Below are 20291 nucleotides of genomic sequence, written 5' to 3' on the forward strand. Positions count from 1 at the left end.
CCTATGGCGTGGATGTACCGCGCAGATATCGCTCCAGCCAAAGACTGTGGCGGGAACCGCCGAAGCACAAGACGAAATAGATCACCGCGGCGAGCAGATAGGCTTCGTTGTAGAGGCCCAGCCATTGAGGGGCGGAGGCGGATGATTTTGCCGCATTGAGCAGATCGAAGATGCCGATCACGGCAAGCAGTGACGTTGCCAGCAGTAAGCCGATCGCCAGGTTGACCATGCCGGGGATGACCAGACGGACGAGGCCTCGCCTATTCGACCGACCTTCCGGACCACCTCCTAAACGTCCGCGCTTCGAACATGAGCGCCTTCGCGGACAAGCCCGACATTTCGTGCAATGGCTGGAGACAAGAAGCATTCCGGTCGACGATCCGGCGACCTATTTCGCTGCGCGCCGCCTCTATGGCGAGTATCTGGAGCATCTGCTGAAGGAGCCTCGGGAGGATAGCGGTTCACGGCTGCACGTGATCGACGAGGAATGTGTCGAACTGGTGCAGCACGACGGATATGTAGAGCCGCGCCTGGCGAACGGATCGAGCATCGTGGCCGAACGATGCGTGTTGGCGACCGGGCACGACCGAAGCGCCGGTCGCGGCCAGTTGTTGCTCGCACAGGTCGATGCGGGCCGGACCGCCCTGCGCGAGCGGACGGATCGAGTCCTCGTGATCGGCACCGGCCTCAGCATGGTCGACACGTGCCTCTCGCTGCTGCTTCGCGGGCATGCCAGCGAGATTGTCGCTGTCTCGCGCCGCGGATTGCTGCCGGCTGTGCACCGCAAGAACCAGCCTATCGTGTTGCAACGATCCGAGGTTCCGCTCGGCTGCGGACCTGCGCATTTCGTGAATTGGTTCCGCCAGCTCGTCCGCGCGGCCGAAGCACGCGGCGGCGACTGGCGCGACGTCGTCGATGGATTGCGGCCACACAACCAATCGATCTGGCAGAGCTGGTCGATTACCCAAAGGCGCAGGTTCTTCCGCCACCTGAAGGCCTGGTGGGATATCCACCGGCACCGCATGGACCTCAGGTGAGCGAGCGCCTGTCGGAAGCAATTGGGAGGGGACAATTACGGGTGATTGCGAGCCGGGTGCGCGATGTGACACCCGTCGAGGGCGGTTTCTCGGTGCGACTGCATCGCCGAGACGGCCAACGCACTGAGGAGATTCGGGCTGGGCAGATCTATGACTGCGCCGGCCTTGTCGCGGATCCGGACAAGAGCACGAACCCCCTGATCCGATCCCTTCTCGCCGGCGGCATGGCGCGGGCGGATGCGCTTCGTATCGGCCTCGACGTCGCGACCGACGGCGCACTGATCAACCGGAATGGAAGGCGCAACGACTTGTTGTACGCGGTTGGCCCCCTCACCCGCGGGACCTTCCTCGAAATCGAGGGCGATTCCGGACATCCGTGTCCAATGCCAGCGCCTCGCGGGCGCCCTGCTTGCGAGACAAGCGTCGGGGTTGCCGCGGGTGTGACCGATTGAGGCCAAATTGCCGGGCTGTAACGGCCGGGCATTCCGGAGCGGCGTCTCCATAAAGGCAACTGTTTCTGATTTTGTCTATCAAATTAGTAGAATTTTCTTTGAGGGGACTTCCCTGCCCCGGTACGCTCTTTGAACCGGGCAGCTTTTCCGACGGCGCATCCTGGATCGCCGCACTGCGCGACGCCGTTCGTGCCCATAGATTTCAAGAGTTCGACCGAACCTCCGGGAGAAGGAGTCCGATTTGATGAAAGCGTTCCTACAGTATCTCGCAAAGATGACGCTCGTCGGCGGCATCGCCTTGGGTATTGCAGCGGCGGCAGCCCACGCCGAGGACAAGGTCGTCCGGATTGGCTTCCAGAAATACGGCACGCTCATTCTGCTGAAGACGAAGGGGCTGCTCGAGGAGAAGCTCAAGCCGCAGGGATACACAGTCGAATGGACCGAGTTCCCGGCCGGGCCGCAGCTGCTTGAGGCGCTTAACGTCGGCTCCATCGACTTCGGCACGACTGGCGAGGCGCCGCCGATCTTCGCGCAGGCGGCTGGCGCGCCACTGGTCTATGTCGGCTATGAGCCTCCGGCACCGGAAGCCGAGGCGATCCTGGTCCCCAAGGACAGCCCGCTCAAGACGGTGGCCGATCTGAAGGGCAAGAAGGTCGCACTGAACAAGGGCTCCAATGTCCACTACCTGCTGGTCAAGGCCCTCGAGAAGGCGGGACTTGCCTACACCGACATCGATGTGAACTTCCTGCCGCCGGCCGACGCGCGCGCCGCCTTCGAGCAGGGCGCCGTCGATGCCTGGGTCATCTGGGAGCCCTTCCTGGCAGCCGCCGAAGCGGCGACCGGTGCACGGCAGCTGGCGAACGGCAGCGGCGTCGTGGACAATCACGAGTTCTACCTGTCCTCGCGCGACTTCCTCGACGCTCATCCCGACGCGGTCGACACGATCCTTGCCTCGCTCGGCGAGGTCGACACATGGATCAACGCTAGTCGCGCCGACGTGGCGAAGCAGTTCTCGCCGGCGCTCGGCATTCCCGAGGAGGTGCTGCAGGTCGCGGTCCAGCGGCGCAGCTACGGCGTGCAGCCGATCACGCCGGAAGTGGCGGCCGCGCAGCAGAAGATCGCCGACGTGTTCTTCAAGCTCGGCCTGATCCCGCACGAGATCTCGATCGCCGACGCCGTGAGGAAGCCGCAATCGTGAACACCGCAGCCGACCTTTCGCCCGACCGGGTGAACGTGCTGTGGTTCCTGCCGACCCACGGGGACGGCAGGTACCTCGGCACCGCAGTCGGCGGCCGTGCGACCGATCTCCCGTATCTCAGGCAGATCGCGCAGGCGGCAGACCAGCTCGGCTACTACGGCGTGCTGTTGCCGACGGGAAAGAGCTGTGAGGATTCCTGGATCGTCGCCTCGGCGATGCTCACCTCCACGGAGCGGTTGAAGTTCCTGGTCGCGGTGAGGCCCGGGCTACAGCCGCCGACCGTCGCCGCGCGCATGACCGCAACGCTGGACCGTCTGTCAAGCGGACGGCTGTTGATCAACGTCGTCACCGGCGGCGACCCGGTCGAAAATAAGGGTGACGGCATCTTCCTCAGCCATGCCGACCGCTACGAGATCACCCGCGAGTTCATGCATGCTTACAAGGCGCTGCTCGCCGGCGAGACCGTGACGACGTCGGGCAAGCACATCCGCCTCGAGGGCGGACAGCTATTGTTCCCGCCGGTGCAGTCACCGCATCCGCCGCTCTACTTCGGCGGCTCATCCGAAGAAGGCATCGACGTCGCAGCAGAGACGGTCGACAAATATCTCACCTGGGGCGAGCCGCCGGCACTCGTCGCCGAGAAGATCGCCAAGGTGAGGGCGACGACCCGCAAGCACGGCCGAAAACTCAGCTTCGGCATTCGCCTTCACGTCATCGTGCGCGAGACCTCTGACGAAGCCTGGGCAGCGGCCGACCGCCTGATCGCGCATCTCGACGACGAGACGATCGCCAAGGCGCAAACCGTGTTCGCGCGCATGGACTCCGTCGGGCAGAGCCGCATGAGCGCGCTGCACGGCGGGCGCCGCGACAAGCTCGTCGTCAGCCCCAATCTCTGGGCGGGCGTCGGCCTGGTCAGAGGGGGTGCGGGAACCGCCCTCGTCGGTTCGCCGGAAGAAGTCGCCGCACGCATGAACGAATACCGGTCGATCGGCATCGATACGTTCATCCTGTCGGGCTACCCGCATCTCGAAGAAGCGTACCGGTTCGCCGAACTCGTCTTCCCGTTGCTGCCGCTGGCGCATGCGCCGGAGAAGGCCGAGCTCTCCGTCAACACCGGTCCGTTCGGCGAGACGATCGCCAACGAGATCCGCCCCGCTGCAAGAAGGGCGTCCTGAGCATGGCCCGGCCCTCGCGCCTTCACGGCACCGGCGCGGCAGCGTTTCAGACGCTGGCGTCCTGGGCGCTGCCGATCGGCCTCGTGATCGTCTGGGAGATCGCCTCGCGAAGCGGCGCGCTGTCGACCCGCCTCCTGCCGGCGCCAAGCGCAGTAGCGGTGGCGTTCTGGGAGAGCCTCAAAAACGGCACGCTTCTTACCCACGCGACGATCTCGACCGAACGCGCGCTCAAGGGGCTGCTCATCGGCGGCGGCATCGGCTTCGTGCTGGGAATCCTCGCCGGGGTCTCGCGACTGGCTGAGACCATCTTCGACTCCTCGATGCAGATGCTGCGCAATGTGCCGCATCTGGCAATCATCCCGCTGGTCATCCTGTGGTTCGGGATCGGCGAAGGAGCGAAGATATTCCTCGTCGCGATCGGCACAGCCTTTCCGATTTATCTCAACACCTTCCACGGCATCCGCACCGTCGATCCGAAGCTGATCGAGATGGCGCGCGTCTACGGACTGGGTCCATTCGCCCTGTTCTTCAGGGTAATCCTTCCCGGTGCGCTCCCCTCGATCCTCGTCGGGCTACGCTTCTCGCTCGGCATCATGTGGCTCACTCTGATCGTGGCCGAAACGATCTCGGCTTCGTCCGGCATCGGCTACATGACCATGAACGCGCGCGAGTTCCTGCAGACGGACGTCGTCGTGCTCGGCATCATCGTCTACGCGCTGCTCGGCAAGCTGGCCGATTTCATCACGCGGATCATCGAGGCACGCGCACTCGCCTGGCATCCTGCCTATCGTCCGAACGCAACCAGGGAAGCGACGTCGTGAGAGAGTCTGCGACCGTGCTGCGGCTGCACAAGGATGCCGTGTTCCACGAGGCGGACGCGCCGGCGGAGCCGGATCTGCTTCGCCGCGTGGCACCGGGCGACCTCGACACGCGGTCACCGGGTGGGCAGGACGTCCGCCTCGACGGCCTCTCGAAGTCGTTTGGCGAGAGATGCGTCCTGTCGGAACTCGACCTGACGATTCCCTCCGGGCAATTGCTGGCGATCGTCGGCCGCTCCGGCTGCGGCAAGTCCACGCTGCTTCGCCTCATCGCCGGCCTCGACCGGCCGACGAGCGGCACGATTGCGGTCGGCGGCGCCAAAGTCGAGTCGCTGCAATCGAACGTCCGGCTGCTCTTCCAGGACGCGCGGCTGCTTCCCTGGCATCGCGTGCTGGGCAATGTCGGCATTGCGCGCACCAAGGGTTGGCGCGAGACGGCTGCCAAGGCCCTTGCGGATGTGGGACTCGCCGATCGATCGAAGGACTGGCCCGCCGTCCTGTCCGGCGGACAGGCCCAGCGCGTCGCGCTCGCCAGGGCTCTGGTGAGCCGGCCAGGAGTCCTGCTCCTCGACGAGCCGTTCGGCGCTCTCGATGCATTGACGCGCATGGAGATGCATCGCCTGCTTGAGCGCATCTGGCGCGAGCACGGCTTTACGACAGTGCTCATCACCCATGACGTCGCCGAGGCGGTGGCCCTTGCGGACCGGGTGCTCGTCATTCGCGACGGCGGCATAGCGCTCGACATGCCGGTCGATCTGCCCCGGCCGAGACGGGAGGCCGCCGATACCGCGGCCGTCGCGCTGCAGGCGAGAATTCTCGAAGAGGTATAGGCGCGGCGGTCCTCGACCCGCGCGGCGCTTCGGCAAGAGCAAGGAGCTGGTAATGACGCATCGGGGTCACGGATCGGATAGCGAAGACGGCCGGGCCGCCCGTGGGAGAGCGGCGCCAGATTCGGTGGGCGTTGCCGATGGCGGCCGCCGCCGCTTTCTGGGCGCCGCCGGAGGCGTCGCGGCGATAGCCGTCACGGGCTTGCCTCCGCTCGCAGTCGTCGGCGCGACGCCGGCCCGCGCCGCCGAACAAACCTCGGAGGAAGCCCACCTCGCCTTCCGTAAGCACGCCTATGTCGTGCGAAGCACCGCAGCGGATGCGGATTTCGCGGTCGAGATAGCGCCGCATCCGGTTAACGGAGACGAGCAGAAGTATCCGAACCTGATCGGCTCCGACACACGCGGCCTGCCGCATGACGAACGCGGCGAAGTCGACCGTGCAGCCTTTGACGCGGCGCTCAAGGCCTATGCATGGGGCGATCCGGCCGACTTCGAGGCGATACCGCTCGGCGGGAAGCGCAAGCAGCTCAATCCGATCGGCTCGCTCGCGGTGAACCTGACGGGCTGCGTCGGTCCGCAATTCGCTGTCCCGCCGGCTCCGACGCTCGACGGCGCAACCCGGGCGAGCGAGGCCGTCGAGCTCTACTGGCAGTCGCTCCTGCGCGACGTTCCGCTGTCGGAGCTGACGAACGACACCAGAAACAAGGACGTGCTCGCCGCGGTCGACGAATTGAACAACCTCGCCGCCTTCAACGGCCCGCGCAAGGACGGCAGCATCACGCCCGAGACCCTGTTCCGCGGGACAGCACTCTATGTCGACGCCGCAGATCCGTCGGGGCGGACCGGGCGCTATGCAACGCCGCCCGGCACGCTTCAGGGTCCCTACATCTCGCAATTCCTGCTCAAGGACGCTCCTTACGGCAGCCAGCTCATCCCCGCCCGCATCCGCACCGCCGCGGCCGGCACCGATTTCCTCACCGGCTACGACGAGTGGCTCGCCATCCAGAACGGCAATCCGCCCGCCAAGCCGACCAGCTTCGACCCGACGCTGCGCTACATCGCGACCGGCCGCGACCTCGCCGAATATGTGCACAACAACCCGGCCACATTCTGGTCGGCCGCCCTGCTGCTCGGCGTGGGATCCGACAAGGCCAATGCCGAGTACGGAGGCTTTGGGATCCCGTTCAGCAAATCCAATCCCTACGTGAAGTCGAAAACGCAGACCGGCGGGTACGGCACGTTCGGCCTGACTTACGCACAGGGCCTGCTGCCGTTGACTGCTTCGCTGGCCATCCGTGTGGCGTACTGGCAGAAATTCTACGTCCATCGCGCCCCGCGGCCGGAGGCTTATGGCGGGCTGATCCACCACCGCATCGCCAACAAGGTGGACGCCTATACCGTCCACGGCGACGTCCTGAACTCGGCCGCTTTGGCACGAAGCGTCGGCAAGTTCGGCACCCATCTCCTCTCCCACGTGTATCCGGAGGGAGCGCCGATCCACTCCACCTATCCCGGCGGGGCGGCCCAGATCGCTGCGTCCAACGTGACGATCCTCAAAGCGCTGTTCGATGAGGACGCCGTCATCCCCAATCCCGTGCAGCCAGACCCGAAGGATCCGACGAAGCTCGTCCCCTACCGGGGCGAGCCGCTCACCGTCGGTGGCGAGCTCAACAAGCTCGCCTGGAACTACGGCATCGGCCGCGACTGGGCCGGCATCCATTGGCGCTCCGACTTCTCGGCGTCGCTGGCGCTCGGCGAGGCTGTCGCGATCAGCGTGTTGCGCAACGAGCGGCAAACGTATCGTGAGCCGTTCGGGAAATTCACGTTCACCCGCTTCGACGGAACGAAGGCCGAGGTGTGATGTCTCGGCACACAGCAAGCGCGGCTAAAGCGGCGGCAGCTGGGGCCGCCTCCCACCATGGGTCGGAAACGCTCGCGCCGCGTGATCCAGTGATTGAGGCGGGCGAACTTTCCTTGCTCGCCGCCTTTCGCCTGCTCGATGTGCGCGATGCCGAGGCATTCCGGGCCGATCACGCGGCGAGTGCCGTCCGCGTGCCCGTCGAGCTCTGGGAAGCAGCCGCGAAGGCAGGCGAGACCTCATTCGAGAACGTCGCTTACTGGGAGCGTGCGATTGCCAGTCTCGGCGTCGGCGGATCCGTGCCGGCGGTCGTCTATGACGATGGGCGCATGACGGAAGCCGCGCGCGTGTGGTTCATCCTGCAGTATTTCGGAGCCGAGGCGCTCATCGTGAACGGCGGATGGCCTGCGATCCGCGGTCGAAGCGAGCTGCTGGCCAAGGCGGGCGAGGCACCGGGCCTGACGGCGTTTTGCGCTCGGCCCGGTGTCGGATCCGTCGGTCTGGTCGATCGTGACACGCTGAAGGGAGAGCTCGACAGCGTCCAGCTTCTCGACGCCCGCACCGCAGCGGAGTTCGCCGGCACCGATCTTCGGCGCAATGCTCGAGGCGGGCATCTGCCGGGAGCGCGTCTGCTTTCTCACGCGAGCCTGCTCGAGGACAGCCGCCTAAGGCCAACCGCCGAGCTTCGAAGATTGCTGTCCGATGCCGGATTTCACTCAGGCAGGCACGTGGTCACGCACTGCGACGGCGGTGGCCGCGCTGCGCTGGCCGCAATCGCCGCCGTCCGCGCAGGCTACGACGATGTCCGCGCCTATTACCTCAGCTTCGCCGACTGGGCGAAGGACGAGAGCTGTCCGATCGTGCAGGACCAGCAGACCGGGTGACCGCCATGACCAACGCCACAGTCGTCGGCTTCTCCGGCAACCTTGCGCGGCCCTCGAAGACGCGCGGCTTCGTCGAGCATTTCGTCAGGGAGATCGCAGATCGGCATGGCCTTGCGGCGACCACGTTCGACCTCGACGACGTCGGCCCGTCGCTCGGTTCCGCGCGTTTGGTGCGCGACCTCGACAAACCCGGGCGCAGGGTGCTCGATGCCATTACCGCGGCCAATGTGCTGGTGGTCGGTTCGCCCACCTACAAGGGCAGCTATACCGGACTGTTCAAGCATTCTTCGACCTGATCGAGCCCTCCGCGCTGCGCGGCAAGCCGGTGCTTCTGACCGCGACCGGCGGCGGCGAGCGTCACGCCCTGATGGTCGAGCATCCGCTGAGGCCGCTGTTTGCCTTCTTCGAGTCTCTCGTCCTGCCCACGGCGGTGTACGCGACCGAAAAGGACTTCCATCACGGCATACTCGCTTCCGAAGCGATCCGCGGCAGGTTTCCTTAGCAGGCGGTGACCGACGAAATGGACTATTTTAACTTCGCTCAGCCATAACAGCAAAGGCTGAACTGGCAGTTTCGATGGGTATTGGGGAAAAGCACCTCAGGCATGATTTCAGCATCCTCGGCGATCCCGCGACAAGCACTCGACCTTAATGACTGCGATGAGGCGCAAAGCCGCCACCCGTAGACGATAAATGGGCACGGCGAGTCGCTGGATCAGCGTTTTGAATCAACTTTGGCGAACCGCTCTGTAACCCCTTGGCGAATAACGATTATGTTAGTCGCTGAGGGTCAGCGTCTTCTACACAAAATCAATACGTTAGCGGCTGGTTCGCCAACCCATTTCCTTCGTATTCTCTCGTATGGCCTGGCGAACCTACAGACCAGGAGGAGGACTAGTATTCCATGCACGCGGTGTCTCTTTCATCCTACAAAAGGGGTCGATGAACCCGTGTTGACCATAAGGGTGCGAGTGCGGCTGTCTTGGGCCAGAAGCGGATTGGCAGCTTCGAGGCTCGCGCTCGGCTGCGAGGTCCTGAAGGGTTTCTCGCGACGCGACCATCAGACGCCTTCAAAAGCGGCGTCGACGGTCTGCGCCGGGAGCAGCACGCGCCACGGTTCGACGAGCACGGCGTGGCCGGGTTCCGCGCCCAGCGCGTAGTGCTTCGATCGTGGGAGCCGTGCCTTCGGGCTGCGCTGCCATGGGCTCACCGCCCCTTTCGTCGTCGACACGCCAATGAACCGCCGCATCTTCGAGACCTACGTCGAAACGCAGCTCGCTCCGACGCTGGCAAAGGGCGATGTCGTCATCCTCGACAATCTCGCTGCCCACAAGAGTCCGGCCGCCGAGGCAGCCATCCGGGCCAGAGGCGCATGGCTGCTCTTCCTGCCGCCCTACAGCCCCGATCTCAACCCGATCGAAATGGCCTTCGCCAAGCTCAAGGCGCATCTGCGCGCAAGGGCCATCAGAACCATCGACGCCCTGTGGCAGGCCATCGGCGATATCTGCAATCTCTTCTCTCCAACAGAATGCAGAAACTACTTCACTGCCGCAGGCTATGGACTCACATGAAAGTCCGATGCTCTAGCTTGGCTCAAGGGACTCAGTAGCGAAAGCACCGCAGTAATGGCAAAATCGAATTGCCCCGGCGGCTTGCGCCACCGGAGCTTCTTTGCGTCGTCAAACCCCGGCGTCGGGTCGGCCTGGCGCGGCTACTTCAGTGAATTGTGATCAGCTTGCAATTTTGGCACGGTCAACCCAGGCATTGAACTGTTCCTGATGGGTTTCGATCCATCCCTGTGCCAGCTTTTTGATGTTGCTGTCGCTGCCGCCCTTTTCGCTGATCGTTTGTTCCCAGGTCGACCAGTCGGCCAGCGGGAACGACATCTGCTCTACGAGCTTCTTGACTGCCGGATTGGCTGCAATGAACTCCCGATTGGCGACGGCGTTCCAGTTCCACGCCGCCATGGCCATGCGGCATGGATCAGCGCCGCCAGCGCAACCGCTGACGCCAGGCACTAGGGCAGACCCCTTGTTAGGGACCGATTCCGGCAAGGCATCGAAGGGCGTCGGCAACCAGACGACATCTTTGCCAGGCACCAGAGCCTTGTTCATCCACGAAGGGCTCCAGGCATAAAAGAATACCGGCTCGCCGCGCTTAACACGGGCGACGGCCTCGACCATCAGCGCCTCGTATTTGCCGCGGACCGAATTAACGCTGCCCTTGAGTCCGAATTTCTCAAGCTGGAAGTCGACGACGTCGCCGCAACTCCAGCCCGGATCGCAATTGATGAGGTCGGCTTTGCCGGTCGTGCCGAAAAGAGCTGCGATCTTCGCATCCTTCATCTGATCGAGCGTGGTGATGTTGTTTGCGTCGGCGGTTTTCTTGTCGATCAGATAGCCATTGATGCCGCCGCCTTGAATTAGGCCACCGCCGACGATCTCGGCCTGCGCCTCGACCTTCTTGTAGCCCGGCTCGCGCTGCGGGAAGTTTATATCGGTCGCGATATCGAGATCGCCCTGGGCCGCCGCCTGGAAGAACAACGTGGTGTTGAGCGTGCTAAGCTTGACGTCGTAACCGAGTTCCTTCATCGCCGCCATGCCGATCTGGGCAACGACATAATTGGCGCCTAGGCTGTCGGACTGGGCGTACCGCACCGTCTTGCCGCTCCCAGGCAGGTCTTCGGCGAAAGCAGTTTGGCCTAGAGAGGCCGCCAGCACCATGCCGGTGACAAAAAGGGAAAAGGTTTTCAGGCTGTGCTTCATCGATGTTCTCCTTCTGGATTTTTCTTTGGACTTCACTGAGTTCGAGGTTCGGCTGTAACGCGGGCGCTGCAAGGGATAGGCAATGAATTCCTGTCCGGCGGAACGAGCCGCCGGTGCCTGTCGTCATTCCGGTGGTGGTTACCGCCGGAGCGGCTCCGCTCAATGCGTGCGGTTCGCTGCGGTTGTTACCATGGCCTCGTGCGATCGCTCGCCCTTGAAAAGATTGAAAAGGTAGTGCAGCACCGACCTGCGCTTGCGGTCGGTCGGCTGGGCAAGCTGCTGGGTGATTCGATCAAGCATCATGGCGAGCAGGACGATGGCGATGCCACCGACGGCGGCGCGACCGACATCGAGACGTCCGAGGCCTTGGAGAACCACAAGGCCAAGGCCTTCCGCGCCGATCATGGCGACGACTACGGACATCACCATCGCAGTCAGCACGGTCTGGTTCAGTCCTCCGAGAATGGTGGGGATAGCCAACGGCAGCTGTATTTCCCACAGAAGCTGGCCCTTATCGGCGCCGAAGGCGAGACCTGCTTCGACCATTTCCTGCTCAACCATGCGAATACCCAGGTTGGTGAAGCGGATGAGCGGCGGTGCAGCGGCTGTTACGACCGCCACTTCGCCTGGCACTGTGCCGACGCCGAACAGCATGACGACCGGTACGAGGTAAACGAATGTCGGTGTGGTCTGCATAATGTCGAGCACCGGCCGCACCACGCTCCAGACCTTGTCGTTACAAGCACACCAGATGCCGGTCGGCACGCCGATGGCCGTGCAAAACACGATGGCCGTGGTAATCAGCGAAAGCGTTGTCATGGCCTCGGTCCACACCCCGATGGCTGCGATCACGACAAGTGAGATGGCGCTGAACACCGCGATGCCGATGCCGGCAAGCCGATAGGCGGTCAAGAACACCAGAACGACGAAGATCGGAAACGGAATTTCGTGCAGTGTGTAATCGTTGAACGACAACAGGTTTTCGACCGGCCACTTGATTGCAATAAACAGTGGACGGAGGTGGAGCGCGACCCATTGGACGGCGTCTGCAATCCACTCGTCCACCGGAAAGATGGCTAGATCATCGGCATCAAGCATTGTGGCCTCCCATCGAAGCAGGCGCTGGCGATCTCGCCGCCGAGGCGATCCGTCCAAGGATATGTTCGGGTTCAAGCATGCCGAGGAAGCAGCCGTCCTCGTCAATGACCGCCATTGCCTTGCCGCTCTGATACAAGCCAGCGACATCCACGAGCTTGGTGGCGCCGCTCACCGCGACGAAATCACGCGTCAAAAAGGCATCGACCGGCTTGCCAGCCTTTACCTGTTGCAGAGCTGCAGCATCGAGACAGCCGACGATGCGGTTTGACGCGTCGATGGCAAAACTCATGGCCTCGGGATGCTCGGCGTCGCCGACGATCCATGCCGAACCATCGCCCGACACCGTCGAACCGGTGCGCATCACCGACCGTGCGTCAAACAATCGCGACCGATCGACTTCGCGCGTGAAGGCGGCGACATAATCGCTGCCTGGTTCGAGCACGATCGATTGCGGTGTTCCCTCGCGCACCAACTCGCCTTCGGACATGATGGCGATGCGCGTTCCGAGTTTCAGCGCCTCCTGGAAGTCATGAGTGATGAAGAGGATGGTCTTCTTCAGCGTGCGCTGCAGCCGCAGCAACTCATCCTGCATCTCGGTCCTGATCAGCGGGTCAAGGGCGCTGAAGGCTTCGTCCATTATGAGGACGTCGGCATCGGTCGCCAGGGCCCGCGCCAAGCCGACACGCTGGCGCATGCCGCCGGAGAGTTCATGCGGGCGATGATAGGCCCATTTGGCGAGACCGACGATCGCCAGCACCTCTTCAGCGCGCCTTCGTCGCTGCGCGGCGGAAACGCCACGCAACTTCAGGCCGAATTCGGCATTTTCGATCACCGATTTGTTTGGCAACAAGGCAAAATGCTGGAAGACCATGGAGATGCGCGTGCGCCGCAATTCGCGAAGCGCGTCCTCGCGCAGCGGCACGATGTCGATATCGTCGAGCAGGATCTTGCCTGCCGTTGGTTCGTTCAGCCGGTTGATGCAACGCGCCAGCGTCGATTTGCCGGACCCCGAAAGGCCCATGACCATGTAGATGGCGCCCGAGGGAACGGAAAGCGAGACGTTGTTCAGACCGACGACGGCGTCGGTCTCCGCAAGGACACGAGCCTTATCCGCGCCGGTGGCGAGCAGCGTCATGGCTCTGGTGGGTGAAGGGGCGAAAATCTTATACAGATTCTCTACTCTCAATCGCTCTGTCACCAATGGCTCCCATGTTTCAACGATACGGATGTTCCCGATCCGCAATTTTTTGACGAGGATCAATTAAGGGGCATGTCAGCGAGATCGTCTTCCGCGAACACGGAGGATTTTTGCCCCTCCCCTTCCTCCGATCCGAGGTGCGTTAATGGCAGTTCAACTCCACCGTGCGCGGTTGGCTTCAGCGTTTTGCCTTACCCTCCCCTTGGTCCTATTGGAGTGGCGAAAAATCGGTCGGCAGAAGGATACGGTTTTCCGCGCTTTCGATCAGCGCCGTCAGTTTCGGAATGAAGACCCGCCAGCGCGAATCTTCCGACAACGTGCGCCGGCGCGCGACGCGATCGGCGAAATCGGCATATCGCCACAGATGGACCACCTGGTTCAGCGCCCCGACCTCGGTGACGAAATAGCCGATCAGTCCGCCGAGAATCGGTTCCTGGATTGCCAGCCCCTCCTCGCGCACAAGCTTCAGATATTCGGAGGTTTTGCCCGATCTTATGCGATAGATACGCTCTTCAACGATCATTTCACGGTCTCCGGCACGGTCAAAAAATCCGCCATCATCGATGCGACGAGATCGGGTGCTTCCGTCAGGATTGAATGCCGCAGCCCCGGAAGGACGCGGAGATCGGAGCCTGGGATGCGCTCATGCATATATCTTGCCATGCGCGGATTGGAGCCGGCATCCTCCTCGCCGGTTGCAATCAACGTCGGGCAGCGAATCTGGTCGAGAAAACCGCCGAAGTCGGTCTCAGCGAGAACCCGGTAGGCAGAAGCGTAACAGTCCGGATCGTTCTGAGAATTTCGCTGCCTAAGCGTTGCGATCAGATCGGGATTCTTCTTCTGGAAATCCTCAGTCAGCCAACGCGACAGGGATGCGTCATAGTGCGATCCCGGTTCGCCGCTGCGAAGAGCGGCGAGGCGGGCGAGAACGCGCTCCCGCTCCTCGGGCGTGCGTCCCGCGACCGTCGAGAGGAGAATCAGGCGCTGAATGCGCGGAAGATGCGTCAGTGCCAACCGCTGTGCGATCAACCCGCCAAGCGAAAAACCGGCCAGATGGAAACGGTCGAAGCCGACACTGTCCGCCAACGCAAGTGTTTCGGCAACGAAATCGTCGATCTCGTAGCGGCCTTTGACGCGCGACGAGTTTCCGTGACCCCGTAGGTCGAACGTCAGGATGGTGAACCGATGCTTCAGCCGCTCGACGACCCCGCTCCAGGCTTCAAGGTAGGAACCGACACCGTGGATGAGCACCAGCGGCTCTGCCCCATTGCCGTCAACCCTATAGTTCAGGACCACATCTCCGACCGTATGACGCTGCGTATCAGTCATCCTAATACCCTGCCGCGGCCAGTTGCTGGGTTTCGCGCTCGCGTTGCGCAAAGAAGGGCATGACCTCGTCTGTGAACAGGCGAAGCGTCTTCTTCTGCAGTTCGAAGGGCAGGTTGAAGCTGAGGCCGAGACAATATTGATCGACGCCAGCTGCTTCGTAGTCGAGCAGCTTCTCGATCACTTCGTCGGGCGTTCCGAACATCAGGTTCTTGTGGATATTTTCCGGGTTGTAGTTGTCGCGGCCCTTAACGCTTTCGAAGGGCACGGCCTCCGGGAAACCGTTCTTCACGGTGCCAATGTTCTGCATGAGGTTTTCGAAATAGCGACCATAGTTCATGCTGTGCTCGACGGCGAGATTCCAGTCGTCGACCCTGTCGTAGACACAAGTGCGCCGCTGCATCATGAATTTTGGGCGTTTCACCTCGGGATGATCGGCGACCGCCTTGTTGAACTTGCTGGCGAGCACGCCGATTTCCGCCGCCGGAAGCGAGAGCGGCGTGGAGAGGATGTTGGCGCCGATGCCGATCGCCCAGTCGAAGGTGCCAGGATCGCGGGCGGCGACCCAGATGCGAGGACCTCCCTTCTGCAGCGGCTTCGGCACCGAGGTCGCTCGCGGAAAATTCCAGTACTGGCCCTCATGCGCATAGTCACCGGCCCAAAGCTTCTGGACCGCTGGCACCAGTTCCTTCATGTAGCCGACGCCCTCCTGCTGCTGGACGCCCGGCGCCATTCGGTCGAACTCGTACTGATAGGCGCCGCGGGCGATGCCGAATTCCAGGCGCCCGTTCGTAAGGTGATCGCACAGTGCGGCTTCGCCAGCGAGACGGATTGGATTCCAATAGGCGGCGGCAAGCGTTGCCGTTCCCAGGCGGATACGGCTCGTATGCTGGGATAGCCACGTGAGGATCTGAAACGGATTGGGTGATATCGTGCACTCGATTGTGTGGTGCTCCGGCGTCCAGATCGTCTCAAACCCGCCGGCGTCCGCGATTTTGGCAAGTTGCAGCAGATTGTCCATTACGGCCGTCATCGAGGTTTCTGGCGAGAAACGCTCCATGCCCAATGAGACGGCAAATTTCATTTCAATCTCCCTTGGATGATTTGTCCCAGTGTTTCTGACGGTCAGCGCAGTCGAATGACAAAGGGATCCTGCATGGCGCCGGAATAGTCGATGACGACATTTTTTGCCCTGGAGAACTCGCGCATGACGTCGAAACCGCCACGCCTGCCGTAACCACTTTCCTTGAAGCCGCCATTTGCGGACATGCAGGCTGCTGACCGGTAGGTGTTGATCCAAACGGTACCCGCATCGATCCGGTTGGCGAAGCGCATCGCCCGGTCGATATTCTGGGTCCAGATCCCGGACGCGAGGCCGTAGCGTGTGTCGTTGGCGAGTTCGATCATGTCTTCTTCCGAGGAAAAGGGCATGACACCAACGACCGGTCCGAAAAGCTCATCGCGCATGAAGGACATATCGTTCTTGGCGTCGATCATGACGGTCGGCTCGAAATACCAGCCGCGGGCGAGTTCTTCCGCCTGAGGACGGTTGCCGCCTGACGCGATCCGTGCCCCTTCCTTGACGCCCGAAGCAACGTAGGACTCAACTTTTGTCAGCTGCGCCGACAGGGCCAGCGGGCCGATATCCGTCTTGTCCTCCAATGGGTGGCCGACGGTGATGCGGTTGGTGCGTTGCACCAACGCTTCGATGAAGCGGTCGTAGACGCTGGCCTCCACGAAGCAGCGCGAGCCGGCGACGCAGGTCTGGCCCGCAGCTGCGAAGACGCCCGAAACGACCCCATTAACGGCCTTTTCGATATCAACGTCGGAAAAGATCACGTGGGGAGATTTGCCGCCGAGTTCCATCTGGCACTGCGCAAGGTTGGTCGCCGCGTTAGCAGCAATTTTACGGCCGGTATCCGTGCTGCCGGTGAAGACGTATTTTGCGATGCCCTTTTGCCGCGTCAGCGCGTCGCCGGTTACCGCACCCGTTCCCGAGACGACGTTGACAACGCCGGCCGGAAACCCCGCTTCCATGATTAGCTCGGCCAAGGCCAGCGTCGAGGCCGTCGCGTGCTCGGAAGGCTTGATGACGATGGTGTTGCCAATCGCCAAACAGGGAGCGAGCGTTCCTGTCAACATCATCAGCGGCGAGTTCCAGGGTGTGATCATGCCGACGACGCCGATCGGTTCGCGCATGTTGAAGTTGAGCTGGTCCAGCTTGTTGACCGGGATCGTATCGCCCTGCAGTTTGTCAGCCATGCCGGCAAAGTAAGTGTAAGAGTCCGGGATCGAGCGCATCTGCACCCGCATTTCTTTGATCAACTTCCCATTGTCGCGTGTTTCGATCAGCGCCAGGTCGTCGGCATTGGCAAGAACCAGATCGGCCAGCTTGCGCACCAGCTTTCCGCGATCGGTCTGCGTCATACGTCGCCAGGCAGGATTGACGAATGCCTTTTGCGCCGCCTCAACCGCCAGTCGCACATCGTTGGCGTCGGCTTCCGCAAACTGATACCAGGCCTCCGCGGTGGTCGGGTCGAAACTGTCCAGGTAGCGACCGGATGTCGGTTCGACAAACCGGCCGTCGATAAAGAGGTTGAGGCGCATTCCCTCGAGCGATTTCACCGTCGTCTTCATCGTCGCTTCCTGATTTCGGGTTAGTCTTGAATGGCCTGATGCCACGAACGGGCCTCGCCCTCGATCATTGCCAGTCGCCCGCCGTCGCCGGAATCCACGTAGATGCCAAAGCGTTCCTGCTTGCGCTCGCGGACATAGCGGCGGAGCATCGCCCGCAATTCCCGGGTCGGGATGAGGTCATAGGGCAGCTTGTCAATGGCAAAGAACCGCAAGTCTTCCGGCAGGTCGCGCCCTTGTCCGCCATCGGCAAGTCGGGCGCGATAGATCAAATAACCGGGGTCGCAGTCGGCAACATCGAAGATCGAGTAAAGAAAGGTGTTATCCGACAGCAGCTTGAGGGATTTGCCGTAGTCGAGCGGCAGTTCGCTGCCGGCCTTACGGCGTTTGGCCGTTGGCAGAGCCCAGCCACCGCTTCCATCCGCTCGCAGCAGGATCTCACCGCTGGCTTCGATCAGATAACCGATGATCATGTTGTGCGAGGCCAGCCAGCCGGACGGCAGCGGATCCTTGACGCTGGCGTATCGGCCGCGGCAAAAGCCGAGCGGTGCTGAAGGGCTCGTACCGAAAGCCTGCACCTGGCCGATCAGGATGACATGATCGCCTGCGTCGACCCTGTTGTAGATCGTGCAGTCGAACCAGGTAAGGCTGTCCGTCAAGATTGGCGCGCCGGTATGAACGCGGTCGTGATTGACGGACTGGAATTTATCGGGGGATTTCGAGGCGAAGATCGCCGAGATGTCGACCTGTCCCTCATGTAGCAGGTTTACCGCAAAGGAATCCGCCGTCGTAAAGGCAGCAAAGCTTGACGCCGATTTTGCGACGCAGACCAGCAGCAGCGGCGGATCGAGCGAAACCGAGGTGAAGGAATTAGCCGTCATGCCGCGCGGATCGCCGTCCGTGTCCCGCGTTGTGATGATGGTGACGCCGGTGACAAAGGTTCCGAAAGCCCGACGCAACGCGATTGGGTCTATGGCCGTCGGAATCTTTGCGATTCCCGTGGTCAACATGGGATCAGCGCCTCCTGTTGGTTGATAGCGGGAAGGCTAATCGCAAGAAGAGCGACCTTCTTCCTTCATTCAGCCGGAAGAGCATGGAAAATATTGCTGCTGTTTGCGGTAAGAGACGAAGGGTGCCGATCCGCCGTCCGAGGGTCAGGTCGATTGATCTTCAGCCAAAGAACGACCTTCCGTGACACCATGCAGGTGAATGGCCAATTCGATGGCAAAGCGCCGCTCTGGCGTCTCGACATCGATGCCGAACATTTCCTCGATTCGCGACAGGCGATAGCGCAGCGTGGTTACGTGCAGGCCCATCGCATCGGCGCAGGCGCCACTGCGGCAGCCCTCCCTCAGATAAGTCGACAGCGTTTTCAGATAGGGCGTGCCATGCTGGCGGTCATGGGCGGCGATGGCGCCGACGCTTTCCTGAACGAAAGCGCGTACGTCGTCGACACCCGCGGCCGCTACGAGCATCGGCAACGGCCCAAAATCCTGCCCGGACAGCGCACCGGTGCGACCGAACGAACGGGCGATGGCAATCATGCGGCTGCAGCGATCCCAAGCCAACGGATAATCCGTAAGGGTGGCACAGGCGTTGCTGGCGATGACGATCGGTTCTTCGTCAAAATATTGGCCAAGATCCGCTGCGATGCGCCGCATCAGTTTCGATGTCCGCTCCTGTTTCCAGACCTCGTCATAGGGAATGAGGCACACCAGCCCGCCATCGATGGCCACGACGCACGCGGGAACGGAAGCTTGCTGCATGATACGAGCGAGACTGTGATGCAGATCGACGGACGTTCCGCCAAGATTCTTCGCGCTCTCGGGAAAGTCGACGACGACGATTTGCTGAGTCGTCATGAAATTGATGCCGAGCCGCTGGGCTCGCTGCTGGACATCTGCCGCGTCGCGCCAACGCCGCTCCACCACCTCGAAGAAAAGCTCGGTCTGTGTGCGGGTTTCGAAACGGAATCGGATGAAACTGCGCATCATTTGGACGCTGAGCGCGAACTTGGCGCTGTCAAGCAGCAACTGGTCCAGATCGCTGAAGGCACGCGACGTGGAAAAGACGATCAATGCCCCGACAAGTTGGCGGTCGACCGTCAAGGGCTCGATGCGGGCGGCGAGATTGAGCCGGGAGCTGCCGTCATCGAGAAAAAGCGTCGCCCCGCTGTTGCCGCCCCGCTCAATTGTATCGCGTGCTGCCTTTCCCAGTTGTCGGCTCAGCGGACCGGCCGCTGCTGATTGCCAAGCGGCATCATCGAACTGCACCTCGCTTGGCGAGCGGCCGGCGATAATCTGGTTCGCAGTAAAATCGACGACGACGACCGGATTGGGCAGCAGGCTGCCGACCATCGCCGACAATGAAGAAACTGAGCCGTCTGCAAGCACGTGTTCAAGTAGGGAGGTGTGCGCCTTGAGCGCCTTTTGCAACCTGTCTCCGGCCTGCCGTTCGGCTTCCAGCCGCTGCTCCCTCTCGATCGCGATGGCGCCGAGATGGACGATCATACCCAGAAACGCCAAATCCTCTTCCGGGACCTCCATGATATCCCGCGACACAACGCTCAGCACCATTGGCCGGCCCTCGAAGTCGCTGCAGTTCATAGGCATGACGAGGACGGTACGGTAATCTCGCTCGAAAGCTTCGCGGCGATAACCTGGAAACTCCTCGGATTCGCGCACGTCGCGGATATAGACCGGCTCGTTCCGCTTCAAGGCGATCAGCGAGGGGCTCGTCGCCAGTTCCCAACGGTCAGGGAGCGTTCGCTCGATCAACGTCGGATCATATCGAACCATCACATGGGCATAACCATGAGCGGCATCGATCGACATGATCGAACCGAGCGTCCAGTTTGCATGGCGGCAGGCGGCGAAAACCAAGTGCTTCAGGATCATGACAAGATCGCCGCCGGAATTGATCTCACTCGCGACATCTTTGAGAACCGAGATTTGCGCCTTCCTGTCCACAATCGCTCCCTGCGCCACGACCCGCTGAGTTAGGCATGCGCGGGAGCTGAATT

General features: G+C 62.1%; 18 protein-coding genes and 3 pseudogenes. 9 read left to right on the forward strand and 12 right to left on the reverse strand.

The window, feature by feature from the left end; all coding sequences use genetic code 11:
- Nucleotide 1: 1 nt before the first annotated feature.
- Nucleotides 2–229, reverse strand: coding sequence for a hypothetical protein (locus tag EJ070_RS03125; RefSeq protein ID WP_245464793.1), 228 nt, complete (start codon nt 227–229; stop codon nt 2–4).
- 74 nt (nt 230–303) lie between these two features.
- On the opposite strand from EJ070_RS03125, the pseudogene EJ070_RS03135 reads away from it, so the two are divergent.
- Nucleotides 304–1037: pseudogene (locus tag EJ070_RS03135) on the forward strand (FAD/NAD(P)-binding protein); the annotation flags it as partial.
- 35 nt (nt 1038–1072) lie between these two features.
- Here EJ070_RS03135 and EJ070_RS03140 read toward each other — a convergent pair.
- On the reverse strand, nt 1073–1411 hold the full coding sequence (locus EJ070_RS03140; RefSeq protein ID WP_126090015.1) for a hypothetical protein: 339 nt from the start codon (nt 1409–1411) through the stop codon (nt 1073–1075).
- Nucleotides 1412–1763: 352 nt separating this feature from the next.
- Here EJ070_RS03140 and EJ070_RS03145 point away from each other — a divergent pair, with 352 nt between their 5' ends.
- From EJ070_RS03145 to msuE, 7 genes and pseudogenes are all read left to right on the forward strand, one after another.
- On the forward strand, nt 1764–2687 hold the full coding sequence (locus EJ070_RS03145) for a sulfonate ABC transporter substrate-binding protein (RefSeq protein ID WP_245464915.1): 924 nt from the start codon (nt 1764–1766) through the stop codon (nt 2685–2687).
- Nucleotides 2684–3862, forward strand: coding sequence for an FMNH2-dependent alkanesulfonate monooxygenase (ssuD, locus tag EJ070_RS03150; protein ID WP_126090017.1), 1179 nt, complete (start codon nt 2684–2686; stop codon nt 3860–3862). The genes EJ070_RS03145 and ssuD overlap by 4 nt, the downstream gene beginning before the upstream one ends.
- Nucleotides 3863–3864: 2 nt before the next feature.
- Entirely contained in the window at nt 3865–4683 is an 819-nt protein-coding gene (gene ssuC, locus EJ070_RS03155; protein WP_126090018.1) for an aliphatic sulfonate ABC transporter permease SsuC, read from the forward strand.
- Between the two features lie 86 nt (nt 4684–4769).
- Nucleotides 4770–5510, forward strand: coding sequence for an ATP-binding cassette domain-containing protein (locus EJ070_RS03160; protein ID WP_126095618.1), 741 nt, complete (start codon nt 4770–4772; stop codon nt 5508–5510).
- A 124-nt stretch (nt 5511–5634) separates the two neighbouring features.
- Nucleotides 5635–7368 (forward strand): vanadium-dependent haloperoxidase, encoded by a 1734-nt coding sequence (locus EJ070_RS36930; RefSeq protein WP_126090019.1) that lies wholly within the window; start codon nt 5635–5637, stop codon nt 7366–7368.
- Nucleotides 7369–7481: 113 nt separating this feature from the next.
- Nucleotides 7482–8249, forward strand: coding sequence for a rhodanese-like domain-containing protein (locus tag EJ070_RS03170; RefSeq protein WP_245464794.1), 768 nt, complete (start codon nt 7482–7484; stop codon nt 8247–8249).
- Nucleotides 8250–8254: 5 nt separating this feature from the next.
- Nucleotides 8255–8751 (forward strand): annotated as a pseudogene (gene msuE, locus EJ070_RS03175) (FMN reductase).
- A 557-nt stretch (nt 8752–9308) separates the two neighbouring features.
- Here the strand turns inward: msuE and EJ070_RS03180 are convergent.
- Nucleotides 9309–9497 carry a hypothetical protein gene (locus tag EJ070_RS03180; protein ID WP_126090021.1) on the reverse strand — a complete coding sequence of 63 codons (189 nt, stop codon included), beginning with the start codon at nt 9495–9497 and terminating at the stop codon, nt 9309–9311.
- Here EJ070_RS03180 and EJ070_RS03185 point away from each other — a divergent pair.
- A pseudogene (locus EJ070_RS03185) lies at nt 9424–9819 on the forward strand (transposase); the annotation flags it as partial. The gene EJ070_RS03180 and the pseudogene EJ070_RS03185 sit on opposite strands and share 74 nt — an antisense overlap.
- A 159-nt stretch (nt 9820–9978) precedes the next feature.
- Here the strand turns inward: EJ070_RS03185 and proX are convergent.
- From proX to EJ070_RS03230, 9 genes are all read right to left on the reverse strand, one after another.
- Nucleotides 9979–11013, reverse strand: coding sequence for a glycine betaine/L-proline ABC transporter substrate-binding protein ProX (proX, locus tag EJ070_RS03190; protein ID WP_126090022.1), 1035 nt, complete (start codon nt 11011–11013; stop codon nt 9979–9981).
- A gap of 159 nt (nt 11014–11172) precedes the next feature.
- Nucleotides 11173–12111: a proline/glycine betaine ABC transporter permease gene (locus EJ070_RS03195; protein ID WP_126090023.1), complete on the reverse strand. Its 939-nt coding sequence runs from the start codon at nt 12109–12111 to the stop codon at nt 11173–11175.
- Nucleotides 12104–13246, reverse strand: a complete 1143-nt coding sequence (locus tag EJ070_RS03200) for a glycine betaine/L-proline ABC transporter ATP-binding protein (RefSeq protein WP_126090024.1) — start codon at nt 13244–13246, stop codon at nt 12104–12106. The genes EJ070_RS03195 and EJ070_RS03200 overlap by 8 nt, the downstream gene beginning before the upstream one ends.
- Nucleotides 13247–13517: 271 nt before the next feature.
- The gene (locus EJ070_RS03205; protein ID WP_126090025.1) at nt 13518–13832 is read right to left on the reverse strand and encodes an NIPSNAP family protein; all 315 of its coding nucleotides are present in this window, start codon (nt 13830–13832) and stop codon (nt 13518–13520) included.
- Nucleotides 13829–14638: an alpha/beta fold hydrolase gene (locus EJ070_RS03210; RefSeq protein WP_126095619.1), complete on the reverse strand. Its 810-nt coding sequence runs from the start codon at nt 14636–14638 to the stop codon at nt 13829–13831. The genes EJ070_RS03205 and EJ070_RS03210 overlap by 4 nt, the downstream gene beginning before the upstream one ends.
- 1 nt (nt 14639) lies before the next feature.
- Complete coding sequence (locus EJ070_RS03215; RefSeq protein WP_126090026.1) at nt 14640–15719, reverse strand: LLM class flavin-dependent oxidoreductase; 1080 nt, start codon at nt 15717–15719, stop codon at nt 14640–14642.
- A gap of 41 nt (nt 15720–15760) precedes the next feature.
- Nucleotides 15761–17272 carry an aldehyde dehydrogenase gene (locus tag EJ070_RS03220; RefSeq protein ID WP_126090027.1) on the reverse strand — a complete coding sequence of 504 codons (1512 nt, stop codon included), beginning with the start codon at nt 17270–17272 and terminating at the stop codon, nt 15761–15763.
- 20 nt (nt 17273–17292) lie between these two features.
- Nucleotides 17293–18279, reverse strand: coding sequence for a flavin reductase (locus tag EJ070_RS03225; protein ID WP_126090028.1), 987 nt, complete (start codon nt 18277–18279; stop codon nt 17293–17295).
- A gap of 144 nt (nt 18280–18423) precedes the next feature.
- Nucleotides 18424–20238, reverse strand: coding sequence for a helix-turn-helix domain-containing protein (locus EJ070_RS03230; RefSeq protein WP_126090029.1), 1815 nt, complete (start codon nt 20236–20238; stop codon nt 18424–18426).
- Between the last annotated feature and the right edge of the window lie 53 nt (nt 20239–20291).

Source organism: Mesorhizobium sp. M1E.F.Ca.ET.045.02.1.1 (genome assembly GCF_003952485.1).
Classification (GTDB): Bacteria; Pseudomonadota; Alphaproteobacteria; order Rhizobiales; family Rhizobiaceae; genus Mesorhizobium.

Coding starts and splice junctions, on each gene's coding strand:
- EJ070_RS03195 (WP_126090023.1), bottom strand. CDS start 12,111: ATGCTTGATGCCGATGATCTAGCCATCTTTCCGGTGGACGAGTGGATT.
- EJ070_RS03180 (WP_126090021.1), bottom strand. CDS start 9,497: ATGCGGCGGTTCATTGGCGTGTCGACGACGAAAGGGGCGGTGAGCCCA.
- ssuC (WP_126090018.1), top strand. CDS start 3,865: ATGGCCCGGCCCTCGCGCCTTCACGGCACCGGCGCGGCAGCGTTTCAG.
- EJ070_RS03225 (WP_126090028.1), bottom strand. CDS start 18,279: ATGTTGACCACGGGAATCGCAAAGATTCCGACGGCCATAGACCCAATC.
- proX (WP_126090022.1), bottom strand. CDS start 11,013: ATGAAGCACAGCCTGAAAACCTTTTCCCTTTTTGTCACCGGCATGGTG.
- EJ070_RS03215 (WP_126090026.1), bottom strand. CDS start 15,719: ATGAAATTTGCCGTCTCATTGGGCATGGAGCGTTTCTCGCCAGAAACC.
- EJ070_RS03125 (WP_245464793.1), bottom strand. CDS start 229: ATGGTCAACCTGGCGATCGGCTTACTGCTGGCAACGTCACTGCTTGCC.
- EJ070_RS03205 (WP_126090025.1), bottom strand. CDS start 13,832: ATGATCGTTGAAGAGCGTATCTATCGCATAAGATCGGGCAAAACCTCC.
- EJ070_RS03210 (WP_126095619.1), bottom strand. CDS start 14,638: ATGACTGATACGCAGCGTCATACGGTCGGAGATGTGGTCCTGAACTAT.
- EJ070_RS03220 (WP_126090027.1), bottom strand. CDS start 17,272: ATGAAGACGACGGTGAAATCGCTCGAGGGAATGCGCCTCAACCTCTTT.
- EJ070_RS03140 (WP_126090015.1), bottom strand. CDS start 1,411: ATGTCCGGAATCGCCCTCGATTTCGAGGAAGGTCCCGCGGGTGAGGGG.
- EJ070_RS03200 (WP_126090024.1), bottom strand. CDS start 13,246: ATGACGCTGCTCGCCACCGGCGCGGATAAGGCTCGTGTCCTTGCGGAG.
- EJ070_RS03145 (WP_245464915.1), top strand. CDS start 1,764: ATGACGCTCGTCGGCGGCATCGCCTTGGGTATTGCAGCGGCGGCAGCC.